Source organism: Caulobacter sp. GW822-FHT01G02 (genome assembly GCF_058802865.1).
This window is the reverse complement of the sequence record NZ_JBXAON010000004.1, coordinates 126,731-138,645: the sequence shown is the minus strand read 5'-3', so window position 1 is coordinate 138,645 and position 11,915 is coordinate 126,731. Positions and strand designations below refer to the sequence as shown.

Here is an 11,915-nt window from a genome sequence, read left to right as displayed (position 1 = left end):
TCCCTCCTCCGCGTGATCGCGGGGGAGGGGCCTCCCGTCAGCCCTCTCCAACTTTGAATTTTCGCGGGCAGTCCCGCAGAAGGAACCAAGATGAACCAGGAAGTCCTGAACATCTTCAATCCGGTCCAGGCCGCTCCGACCTTCGACCAGATCCGCATCTCGCTGGCCTCGCCGGAAAAGATCCGCTCGTGGTCGTTCGGCGAGATCAAGAAGCCGGAAACCATCAACTACCGCACGTTCAAGCCCGAGCGTGACGGCCTGTTCTGCGCCCGTATCTTTGGTCCGACCAAGGACTACGAATGCCTGTGCGGCAAGTACAAGCGCATGAAGTACAAGGGCATCATCTGCGAAAAGTGCGGTGTCGAAGTCACCCTGGCCCGCGTCCGTCGCGAGCGCATGGGCCACATCGAACTGGCCTCGCCGGTCGCCCACATCTGGTTCCTGAAGTCGCTGCCGTCGCGTATCGCCATGATGCTCGACATGCCGCTCAAGGACATCGAGCGCGTCCTGTACTTTGAATACTACATCGTCACCGAGCCGGGCCTGACCCCGCTGAAGCAGCACCAGCTGCTGTCGGAAGACGACTACATGCGCGCCCAGGAAGAGTACGGCGACGACAGCTTCACCGCCGAGATCGGCGCCGAGGCCGTCCAGAACCTGCTCAAGGCCATCGACCTCGAGAAAGAGGCCGAGCGTCTGCGCGAGGAACTGTCCGGCACCGTCTCGGACATGAAGCAGAAGAAGTTCAGCAAGCGCCTGAAGATCCTGGAAGCCTTCCAGGAGTCGGGCAACCGTCCCGAGTGGATGGTGCTGACGGTCGTTCCGGTCATCCCGCCGGAACTGCGTCCGCTGGTGCCGCTGGACGGCGGCCGCTTCGCGACCTCGGACCTGAACGACCTGTATCGCCGGGTCATCAACCGTAACAACCGCCTCAAGCGCCTGATCGAGCTGCGCGCCCCCGACATCATCATCCGCAACGAAAAGCGGATGCTGCAGGAGTCGGTCGACGCCCTGTTCGACAACGGCCGTCGCGGTCGCGTCATCACGGGCGCCAACAAGCGTCCCCTGAAGTCGCTGGCCGACATGCTGAAGGGCAAGCAGGGCCGCTTCCGCCAGAACCTGCTGGGCAAGCGCGTCGACTATTCGGGCCGTTCGGTCATCGTGGTCGGTCCCGAGCTGAAGCTGCACGAGTGCGGCCTGCCCAAGAAGATGGCGCTCGAGCTGTTCAAGCCGTTCATCTACGCGCGCCTGGACGCCAAGGGCCTGTCGGGCACCGTCAAGCAGTCCAAGCGCATGGTCGAGCGCGAGCAGCCGCAGGTGTGGGATATCCTCGAAGAGGTCATCCGCGAGCACCCGGTCATGCTGAACCGCGCCCCGACGCTTCACCGTCTGGGCATCCAGGCGTTCGAGCCGAAGCTGATCGAGGGCAAGGCCATCCAGCTGCACCCGCTGGTCTGCGCCGCGTTCAACGCCGACTTCGACGGCGACCAGATGGCCGTGCACGTCCCGCTGAGCCTGGAAGCTCAGCTGGAAGCGCGCGTCCTGATGATGTCGACCAACAACATCCTGTCGCCCGCCAACGGTCGCCCGATCATCGTGCCGTCGCAGGACATCGTCCTGGGCCTGTACTACCTGTCGGTCGCCCGCGAAGGTGAGCCGGGCGAAGGCAAGATCTTCGCCGATCTGGGTGAAATCGAAGCCGCCATGGACGCCGGCGTCGTCTCGCTGCACGCCAAGATCAAGGCGCGCCACACCGAGATGACTCCTGACGGCGTGATGCTGCGCAAGGTGATCGACACGACGCCGGGCCGCATGAAGATCGCCGCCCTGCTGCCGCATCACCCGCAGATTGGCCACCGCCTGATCGAAAAGGCGCTGACCAAGAAGGAAATCGGCAATCTGATCGACATCGTCTACCGCCACTGCGGTCAGAAGGCGACGGTCATCTTCGCCGACAAGATCATGGGTCTGGGCTTCAAGGAAGCCGCCAAGGCCGGCATCTCCTTCGGCAAGGACGACATCATCATCCCGAAGCGGAAGGAGGCGATCGTCGCCGAAACCCGCGCTCTGGCCGAGGAGTACGAGCAACAGTACGCCGACGGCCTGATCACCAAGGGCGAGAAGTACAACAAGGTCGTTGACGCGTGGGCCAAGGCCACCGACCGCGTCGCCGACGAGATGATGGCCGAGCTTCAGATGAAGCATCGCGACGAGAACGGTCGCGAAAAGGAAATCAACGCCATCTACATGATGGCCCACTCCGGCGCCCGGGGTTCGCAAGCCCAGATGAAGCAGCTGGGCGGCATGCGCGGCCTGATGGCCAAGCCCTCCGGCGAGATCATCGAGACCCCGATCGTCTCGAACTTCAAGGAAGGCCTGACCGTTCAGGAGTACTTCAACTCGACCCACGGCGCCCGGAAGGGCCTGGCGGACACCGCGCTGAAGACCGCCAACTCGGGTTACCTGACCCGTCGTCTGGTCGACGTCGCGCAGGACTGCATCATCGTCGAGGAAGACTGCGGCACCACGCGGGGCATCACCCTGCGCGCCGTCGTCGAAGGCGGCGACGTGCTGGTCTCGCTGGGCACCCGCGTCCTGGGCCGCTTCACGGCCGAGGACGTCAAGGATCCGGGCACCGGCGAGCTGGTCGTTCCGGCCGACACCTATATCGACGAGAACATCGCCGACGCCATCGAGGCGGCGGTCGTCCAGTCGGTGAAGGTCCGCTCGGTCCTGACCTGCGAAGCCAAGGTCGGCGTCTGCGGCGCCTGCTATGGCCGCGACCTGGCCCGCGGCACCCCGGTGAACATCGGCGAAGCGGTCGGCGTCATCGCCGCCCAGTCGATCGGTGAGCCCGGCACGCAGCTGACCATGCGTACGTTCCACATCGGCGGCACCGCCCAGGTGGCCGAGCAGTCGTTCTTCGAGGCCTCGAACGAGGGTACGGTCCGCGTGATCGGCCCGACCGTCATCGGCTCCGACGGCGCCCTGGTGATCATGAGCCGCAACACCTCGGTCAGCGTGCTGGTCGATGGCAAGGAGCGCGAAACCTACAAGCCGCCGTACGGCGCCCGCCTGCGGGTCAAGGACGGCGATACGGTCAAGCGCGGCCAGCGCCTCGGCGATTGGGACCCCTACACCACCCCGATCATCACCGAAGTGGCCGGCAAGATCCGCGCCGAGGACCTGGTGGATGGCCTGTCCATCCGCGAGGAAGTCGACGAAGCGACCGGCATCGCCCAGCGCGTCATCGCCGACTGGCGTACCTCGGCCCGCGGTTCGGACCTGCGTCCGGCCATGGGCGTGCTGTCGGAAGACGGCTCGTACAAGCGCCTGTCGAACGGCGGCGAGGCTCGCTACCTCCTGTCGGCCGGCGCCATTCTCTCGGTCGCCGATGGCGACGAGGTGAAGCCGGGTGAAGTGATCGCGCGTATCCCGACCGAAGGCGCCAAGACCCGGGACATCACCGGTGGTCTGCCGCGCGTCGCCGAACTCTTCGAAGCCCGCCGTCCGAAGGACTGCGCGGTCATCGCGGAAATGGACGGCCGTGTCGAATTCGGCAAGGATTACAAGAACAAGCGCCGGATCAAGATCACGCCGGACGTCGACGCTGATGGCAACCAGGCCGAGGCGGTCGAGTTCCTGATCCCGAAGGGCAAGCACATCGCCGTCCACGACGGGGACTTCATCTCCAAGGGCGAATACATCATCGACGGCAACCCGGATCCGCACGACATCCTGCGCATCCTGGGCGTCGAAGCCCTGGCGAACTTCCTCGTCGACGAGATCCAGGAGGTCTATCGACTGCAGGGCGTGCCGATCAACGACAAGCACATCGAGACGATCGTTCGTCAGATGCTGCAGAAGGTCGAGATCCTCGAGCCCGGCGACACCGGCCTGATCAAGGGTGACCACCTTGATAAGCCGGAGTTCGACAAGGAACAGGACAAGGCTGTCGCCCGTGGCGGTCGTCCGGCTGTGACCCAGCCGGTGCTGCTGGGCATCACCAAGGCCTCGCTGCAGACCAAGAGCTTCATCTCGGCCGCGTCGTTCCAGGAAACGACCCGCGTCCTGACAGAAGCCTCGGTGCACGGCAAGACCGACACCCTGGAAGGCCTGAAGGAAAACGTCATCGTGGGTCGCCTGATCCCCGCCGGTACGGGTTCCTACCTGCGCAGCCTGCAACGCGTCGCCGCCAAGCGCGACGAGCAGCTGGCCCAGCAGCGCGAAGAAGCGATGGAGCCGCTGCCGGCCGAGATCGCGCTGGCCGACGCCGAATAGGCCCTCGGGCTTAGAGCGAATACGGAAAGGCCCGGGAGCGATCCCGGGCCTTTTTCGTTGTCAGAGGCGTCCAGCGCCTGGAGATGCCGCCATGTCCGACTACGAGCTCTACTACTGGTCCGCGCCATTTCGCGGGCAGTTCGTGCGCGCCGTCCTGGCCCACGCCGGCAAGACCTGGACGGAAGGCGGCGACGCGGCGATCGCGGATCTGATGGGCGGGCCGGTGAAGGCCATGCCGGTCCCGTTCATGGGGCCGCCGATGCTGGTCGACAACAGGGCGAAGGTCGCCATCGCGCAGACGCCGGCGATCCTCTTCTATCTGGGCGAGACCCTGAACCTGCTCCCGGCGACGCCGGAGCCGCGCGCCCTGACGCTGAAGATCGTCTGCGACGCCAATGACGTCATCGATGAGATTACCAATGACGGCGGCCGCGAGATGTGGACCGGCAAGCGCTGGGCCGAGTTCGTCCCACGCCTGAAGAGGTGGATGTCGTTCTGGGAGGAAACCGGCCGTCGCCACGGCTTGACGGCCGATGCTGGCTTCCTGCTGGGCGGCGACGGGCCGGGGATGGCCGACATCGTCACCGCCACCTTGTGGTCGACCCTGACCGAGCGCTTCGACGCCATCGGCGAGATCCTCGACGAGGCCGCGCCGATGACCGCCGCCCTGGTCCGCCGCGTCGCCGAGCTGCCGCCGCTGCGCAAGCTGGCCGACAAGGCCCGCGAGGACTACGGCGACACCTGGTGCGGTGGCCAGATCGAGGCGTCCCTCAGGAAGGTGCTGAGCGCGTAGGCTAGCGCGGTTCGCGCACGTAGATGGTCTTGGTCGAGCGGCCGCGGAGCAACAAGCCCAGGACGACGCCCAGACCGGCGGCGACACCCAGGGCCTGGGCCGGCTTGAGCTGCACCCAGGCTTCCAGGTCGCCATAGCGGTTCTGGATCTCGTCGCTGGCCTGGGCGGCGATGTCCTTGACCCGGGCGCGGGTCTCGTCGACCGCCTCGGAAGCGACCTCTTTGAGGCTGTCATAGGCGTCGTGGGCTGTGCTGGCGACGGCCTTGAGCTTGGGCTCGACCTTGGCGCGGGCGGTCTTGGCGGTCGTTTGGGAAGTCAGGCTGTCGGCATAGTCGGTCATGATCGAACCTCGTGGCGGGAGAGGACGGCGCGGCGCGCCGCGAGACGCTTGCACAACCCCGTGGCGCGCTGAGCGTTCCGCCCGACCTCGCCCGACCTCGCCCGACCCGACGCTGGCCGCGCCTGGGGCTCCGGCCGTGACGCGCCGCTGGACGAGGCGCGCGGCCTGACCGCCCTCATCCAACACTTCAAGGTCGGCGGCGTGGCGTCGATGGGCCATGCCGCCTGACCAGGCTCACTTCCGGCTCACCACTGGCAGCTCGATGTAGGACTCCTCGCCGGCCGCGTGGTGAATGGCGTTGTTGGCGACCACGAACTTGCTTTCCTTCTCGTTGTCGCCGCCGGTGTTCAGGTTGCGGACGAACTTCGGGAAGTTGGACGAGGTGACCTCCACCCGGATGCGGTGGCCGGGCAGGAAGGTGTTGCTGGTGGTGATCGGCGTCGGCTTGACCGCATAGGTCTGGCCGGCCGTCATCATCGCCGGCTTCTCGTAGCTGTCGCGATAGCGGGCCCGCATGATGGTGTCGCCCAGGATATAGGCCGTGCCGTCCGGCCCGACGTCGACCAGCTTGACGGCGAAGTCGGTGTCCTTGGCGTCCGACGAGACCTTCAGGACCGCGCGGACGAAGCCCGAGACCTCCAGCGGCTCGGTCAGCGGCTCGCTGGTGTAGACCAGTACGTCCTGGCGGGACTCCACTCCGCGCTGGTCGAAGGCGCCGGCGATGACCAGGCCGCCGTTGCAGCAGTCGCCGCCGCCCACGGTCTGGACCGGATTGGCCGGATCATAGGCGTAGCGGTCGGGTTGCTCCCCCGCGCCCGGCGCGACGGCGGTCAGCTTGCCGTCGCCGGCCAGGCTGTTGGCGCGGCCGCTGGAGCGCAGATAGAGGCGCATCGGGGCCGAGCCCTCCGGCGGCCACTGGGCCGACTGCTTCCAGCTGTTGGCGCCCATCGAATAGTAGCGGACCGGCGGCGTCGACTTCGGGAAGGCGTTGACGTCGCCCTTCAGCCAGCGGTCGAAGAAGGCGTAGACCTCCTTGTCGGCGTCGAAATTGACCGTGCCCATGTCGCGGTCGCCCGACTTGTAGGGGACCTGCAGCGTGCGGGCGTTGAAGCCGCAGTGGTTGCTGGGCGTGACGATGGCGTACTGGTTGTCGCTGGCTTCCTTGTCCGAGTTCACCGCGCGAGCGTGGTTGAACAGGGCCATGTTCGGGCCGATCGACACGTCGTACCAGGAATTGAACCACAGGGCCGGCACGCCCCAGCCCTTGTCGTCGTGATAGAGGCCGCCCTTGCGCCAGGCCGGGTCGGCGGGGCCGTCGCGGTTGATCAGCGCCTCGAACGTGCCCTTGGGCTCGCCCAGGTCCTGCAGCATCTCGTTGACCGGCAGGTGGCGGATCTGGGTGGGCCAGTTCACCTCGGGCTTCTTGGCCTCCAGGTCGTTGTACTTGGCGAGGCGGGCGATGGTCTTGGAGTCCAGCCCCTTGGGCGGCTGAGCGCGCAGCGGATTGTCGACGCCGTACAGCCACACGAAGAACAGGTTGCGCGGCACGCCGCCGGTGTACCAGTTGCCCTGCTCCTGGAACTCGCCGACCTTGCCGATGCCGGCGCCCGACGACTGCGGGACCATGGCGGCGTGGGCCGGGTGGTTCTGGCCGGCCAGGGCCAGCTGCCATTCGGCCGTCGACGAGCAGCCGCGGGTACCGACCTTGCCGTTCGACCAGCTCTGCTTGGCGATCCAGGTCAGGGTGTCGTAGCCGTCCGTCTGCGGATGGCCCAGGATCTCCCACTCGCCTTCCGAATAATAGCGGCCGCGCTCGTTCTGCAGCACCAGGGCGTAGCCGTGCTTGATGGCGTCCAGCGCGTTACGGGTGGTCCCCGCCTTGTAGGGCATCTCGTTATAGGGCGTCTTGATCAGGATGGTCGGCAGTGGCCCGGTCGCGCCCTTGGGGCGATAGACGTGGGTCGCCAGCCGCACCCCGTCGCGCATCGGCACCATGACGTACAGCTGCACGTCGGCCTTGGCGGCCAGCTCGCGATCCAGCGCGGAGTCGGAAAACTGCGAATAGTCCTGGGCCAGAACCGCCGACGGAGCCGTCGACGTGGCCAGGATCAGCGCGGCGCATAGTGAAGCCGAAAAACGCATGATGTCCCCTCACAACCAAGGCGCGCCCCTTGAGCCCGCGCGCCAACCTGGCGGTGAGGGTATTCCGGGGGCGTACGGAGGAAACCCCTTTTTAGCGCCCCTCTTTCAGCGCTGGTCGTTGTCGCGCGAGCGCTGCTTCTCGCGGGCGTCGGCCTTGTCGTAGTCGCGCAGCTGCTTGAGGCGCTGCTGCTGGGCGTTGCGGGTGCGGCCCAGGCCGTCCTGCTCGGCGCCGAGCACGAAGGGGATCTCCTTCATCGTCCCGGGCTGGTCCTTGCTGCGATGGTCGACGCCGGGACCCATCGGCGCTTCGTCGAACTTGCGGGCCAGCTCCTGCATGATCGATTGGGCCTCGAATTCGCGGGCCTTGGCCGCGTTCATCGGGCCGGCATAGGTCCCGCGCGGCGGAGCGGCGCCGAAGCGCTCGTCGCATTTCTCGCGCTCGCGGCGGTTCAGGCCGACGGCGTCGGCGCTGACGCAGCCCGTGGCGCTGCCCCGCAGGGCCGTGCGCAGGTCGCCGGCGCCTTCGCCCGGCAGCGGCGCGGGACGGATCGCGGTCCCAGGCCGGGCGATTCCCGTGGCGGGAACCGACAGGACCGGAACGCCGGCCGGGGCGGTTCGCGCCGGCGCGCGCACCTGGAAAGGCAGGGTGGGCGAGGGCGCCGCGGTCGCCGCCGAGGCCGGCGCGGGGCGGGGCTCCGGACGCGCCTCGGGAACGGGCCGCTGCAGGTCCAGCGTCATCACCGACAGGTCCTCGGCGACCATGTTTTCCAGCAGGGGCCGCGCGGGAATCGCCAGCCAGGCCAGCAGCGCCACGTGCAGCAGCAACGATCCGGCGAGAATCGTCGCCCGGCGTAGATTGTCCCTGCTGCGCCTCACGCTGACCCTCACCCGGCCTCCCCAGCCTTGCCTCCGCCCTCCCCACGTGGTGCGCGAGGCCGGCGAGACAAGGCGCTCCATCCCGACGCGAGCCTGCACAGCTTGCGGTGGCGAAATCTTGACCTTGGCGGGCGGCTTAAGGCGGCGTTAACCGGCGCGGGAACAGGCGGTTGACGTTGAGCCCCTTCGCGAGTAAATACCGCGCTCTTTTTCGAGGCGGTCGTTCGCGTCCGTTCCGATGAGCTTCCTCTCCTCGTGAGCGGAGAACCCGCCGGTGTGCTTCCCGCGCCCCGGCGAGTTTCGTGTTTATCGGGTCTCCAAGCGGAGCCTTGAACCAAGAACAACAAAGACAAGGACCTGAAGCGCCCCGGCCGAAAGGCACACGCTTCCATCAGAGCAGAGACTTAATGCCTACCATTAACCAGCTCATCCGTAAGCCGCGCTCCCCGAAGCCGGTCCGGAACAAGGTGCCCGCCCTGAAGGGCTGCCCCCAACGTCGCGGCGTTTGCACGCGCGTCTACACCACGACCCCGAAGAAGCCTAACTCGGCTCTGCGTAAGGTCGCCAAGGTCCGTCTGACCACCGGCATCGAAGCCGTGTGCTACATCCCGGGCGAAGGTCACAACCTGCAGGAGCACTCGGTGGTGCTCATCCGCGGCGGCCGCGTCAAGGATTTGCCCGGCGTCCGTTATCACATCCTGCGCGGCGTCCTCGACACCCAAGGTGTCAAGGATCGTAAGCAGCGTCGTTCGCTCTACGGCGCCAAGCGTCCGAAGTAAGGAATAGAAGAAGATGTCCCGCCGCCGTCGCGCCGAGAAACGCCAAGTCCTGCCGGATCCCAAGTTTGGGGACCTGATCGTCACGAAGTTCATGAACTACGTGATGTACGAGGGCAAAAAAGCCGTCGCCGAAAACATCATCTATGGTGCTTTCGACATCCTGGAATCCAAGCGCAAGGACCAAGGTCCGCTTGAGACCTTCCACTCCGCTCTGGACAACGTCGCCCCGGCGATCGAAGTCCGGTCGCGTCGCGTTGGCGGCGCCACCTACCAAGTGCCGGTTGAAGTCCGTCCGGACCGTCGCCGCGCCCTGGCCATCCGTTGGCTGGTGACCGCCGCTCGCAAGCGCGGTGAAAACACCATGACCGAAAAGCTGGCTGGTGAGCTGCTCGACGCTTCGAACAACCGCGGCACCGCCGTGAAGAAGCGCGAAGACACCCACAAGATGGCTGAAGCCAACCGGGCGTTCTCGCACTATCGCTGGTAAGCTTTTCGCGACCAGCACTCTTTCAGGCGCGGGTGGTTTGCGATAAACCGCCCGCGCCGCACGTTTAAATGTCCCTGCCTCACCGCAGCGCTACGCAGAGCTTCATCATGGCCCGCCAGCATAAAATCGAAGATTACCGTAACTTCGGCATCATGGCGCACATCGACGCCGGTAAGACCACGACGACCGAGCGGATCCTGTATTACACGGGTAAGTCGCACAAGATCGGCGAAGTCCACGATGGCGCGGCCACCATGGACTGGATGGAGCAGGAGCAGGAACGCGGCATTACGATCACGTCGGCCGCGACGACCGCTTTCTGGAACGGCAAGCGTCTGAACATCATCGACACCCCCGGGCACGTCGACTTCACCATCGAAGTCGAACGCTCGTTGCGCGTGCTCGACGGCGCCGTGACGGTGCTGGACGGCAACGCCGGCGTCGAGCCGCAGACGGAAACCGTCTGGCGTCAGGCCGACAAGTACAAGGTTCCGCGCATCGTCTTCGTCAACAAGATGGACAAGATCGGCGCCGACTTCGACAAGTCGGTGGAATCGATCCGTGACCGTCTGGGCGCCAAGGCCGTGCCGATCCAATTCCCGATCGGTTCGGAAACGAACCTGAAGGGCCTCGTGGACTTGGTCCGCATGAAGGCCGTGGTCTGGGACAACGACGCCCTGGGCGCGAACTTCCGCGACGAGGAAATCCCCGCCGACCTGATGGACAAGGCGATCGAAGCCCGCGCCTATCTGGTCGAGAACGCCGTCGAACTCGACGACGAAGCGATGGAAGCCTATCTGGGCGGCGAAGAGCCCTCGGAAGCCACGATCAAGAAGTGCCTGCGCAAGGCCGTTCTGACCGGCGCCTTCTATCCGATCCTCTGCGGCTCGGCCTTCAAGAACAAGGGCGTGCAGACGCTGCTGGACGCCGTCGTCGACTACCTGCCGTCGCCGCTGGACATCCCGCCGACCAAGGGCATCGACTTCAAGACCGAAGAAGAAGTCGTGCGTCACGCCTCGGACGAAGAGCCGCTGTCGGTTCTGGCGTTCAAGATCATGGACGACCCCTTCGTCGGTTCGCTGACCTTCTGCCGCATCTATTCGGGCAAGCTGGAAACCGGCATGTCGCTGCTGAACGCCACGCGCGACAAGCGCGAGCGCGTCGGCCGCATGCTGCTGATGCACTCGAACAACCGCGAAGACATCAAGGAGGCCTATGCCGGCGACATCGTCGCCCTGGCCGGCCTGAAGGAAACCCGCACGGGTGACACCCTGTGCGATCCGCTGAAGTCGCCGGTCATCCTCGAGCGCATGGAATTCCCGGCCCCGGTCATCGAGATCGCCGTCGAGCCCAAGTCGAAGGCCGACCAGGAGAAGCTGGGCGTCGCCCTGCAGAAGCTGGCCGCCGAGGATCCGTCCTTCACCGTCTCGACCGACTTCGAGTCGGGCCAGACGATCCTGAAGGGCATGGGCGAACTGCACCTCGACATCAAGATCGACATCCTGAAGCGCACCTACAAGGTCGAAGCCAACATCGGCGCGCCGCAGGTGGCCTATCGTGAATCGCTGGGCCGCAAGGTCGACATCGACTACACGCACAAGAAGCAGACCGGTGGCACGGGCCAGTTCGCCCGCGTCATGATCACCTTCGAACCGGGCGAGCCGGGTTCGGGCTTCGTGTTCGAAAACGCGATCGTCGGCGGCGCGGTGCCGAAGGAATACATCCCCGGCGTCCAGAAGGGCCTGGAATCGGTCAAGGACAACGGCCTGCTGGCCGGCTTCCCGCTGATCGACTTCAAGGCGACCCTGACGGACGGCAAGTTCCACGACGTCGACTCGTCGGTCCTGGCCTTCGAAATCGCCTCGCGCGCCGCCTTCAAGGAGCTGCGCGAAAAGGGCGCTCCGAAGCTGCTCGAGCCGATCATGAAGGTCGAGGTCGTGACGCCGGAAGAATACCTGGGCTCGGTCATCGGCGATCTGAACAGCCGCCGTGGCATGATCCAGGGTCAGGACATGCGCGGTAACGCGACTGTCGTGAACGCCTACGTGCCGCTGGCCAACATGTTCGGCTACGTGAACACCCTGCGGGGCATGTCGCAAGGCCGCGCCCAGTTCAGCATGGTCTACGACCACTACGATCCGGTGCCGCAACACGTCGCCGACGAAGTGATCAAGAAGTACGCCTAAGCTTTTCTCAACGAAAAGCGTGGGTTAGAGA

At 65.8% G+C, this 11,915-nt stretch carries 8 protein-coding genes and 1 pseudogene; 5 read left to right on the top strand and 4 right to left on the bottom strand.

Features of this window, described 5'->3' with window-relative positions; genetic code table 11:
- Positions 1–90: 90 nt before the first annotated feature.
- Together rpoC and gst are read left to right on the top strand one after the other, a co-directional pair.
- Complete coding sequence (rpoC, locus tag AC1RNC_RS12845) at positions 91–4,281, top strand: DNA-directed RNA polymerase subunit beta' (protein ID WP_492886766.1); 4,191 nt, start codon at positions 91–93, stop codon at positions 4,279–4,281.
- A gap of 91 nt (positions 4,282–4,372) precedes the next feature.
- Positions 4,373–5,074 carry a glutathione transferase, Atu5508 family gene (gst, locus tag AC1RNC_RS12840; protein ID WP_492886764.1) on the top strand — a complete coding sequence of 234 codons (702 nt, stop codon included), beginning with the start codon at positions 4,373–4,375 and terminating at the stop codon, positions 5,072–5,074.
- A 1-nt stretch (position 5,075) separates the two neighbouring features.
- Here the strand turns inward: gst and AC1RNC_RS12835 are convergent, their stop codons facing one another.
- The 4 genes and pseudogenes from AC1RNC_RS12835 to AC1RNC_RS12820 form a co-directional block, all read right to left on the bottom strand.
- Positions 5,076–5,414 carry a hypothetical protein gene (locus AC1RNC_RS12835; RefSeq protein ID WP_492886762.1) on the bottom strand — a complete coding sequence of 113 codons (339 nt, stop codon included), beginning with the start codon at positions 5,412–5,414 and terminating at the stop codon, positions 5,076–5,078.
- Positions 5,415–5,648: 234 nt separating this feature from the next.
- Complete coding sequence (locus AC1RNC_RS12830; RefSeq protein WP_492886760.1) at positions 5,649–7,556, bottom strand: CocE/NonD family hydrolase; 1,908 nt, start codon at positions 7,554–7,556, stop codon at positions 5,649–5,651.
- Positions 7,557–7,661: 105 nt separating this feature from the next.
- A complete protein-coding gene (locus AC1RNC_RS12825) occupies positions 7,662–8,432 on the bottom strand; it encodes a hypothetical protein (RefSeq protein WP_492886758.1) in 771 nt (256 codons plus the stop codon).
- Positions 8,433–8,568: 136 nt separating this feature from the next.
- Positions 8,569–8,816: pseudogene (locus tag AC1RNC_RS12820) on the bottom strand (hypothetical protein).
- Positions 8,817–8,839: 23 nt separating this feature from the next.
- Here AC1RNC_RS12820 and rpsL point away from each other — a divergent pair.
- From rpsL to fusA, 3 genes are all read left to right on the top strand, one after another.
- Positions 8,840–9,211 carry a 30S ribosomal protein S12 gene (gene rpsL, locus AC1RNC_RS12815; RefSeq protein WP_004624021.1) on the top strand — a complete coding sequence of 124 codons (372 nt, stop codon included), beginning with the start codon at positions 8,840–8,842 and terminating at the stop codon, positions 9,209–9,211.
- Between the two features lie 13 nt (positions 9,212–9,224).
- Positions 9,225–9,698, top strand: coding sequence for a 30S ribosomal protein S7 (gene rpsG / locus AC1RNC_RS12810; protein ID WP_047403744.1), 474 nt, complete (start codon positions 9,225–9,227; stop codon positions 9,696–9,698).
- A 107-nt stretch (positions 9,699–9,805) separates the two neighbouring features.
- Positions 9,806–11,884: an elongation factor G gene (fusA, locus tag AC1RNC_RS12805; protein ID WP_492886756.1), complete on the top strand. Its 2,079-nt coding sequence runs from the start codon at positions 9,806–9,808 to the stop codon at positions 11,882–11,884.
- Positions 11,885–11,915 lie beyond the last annotated feature (31 nt).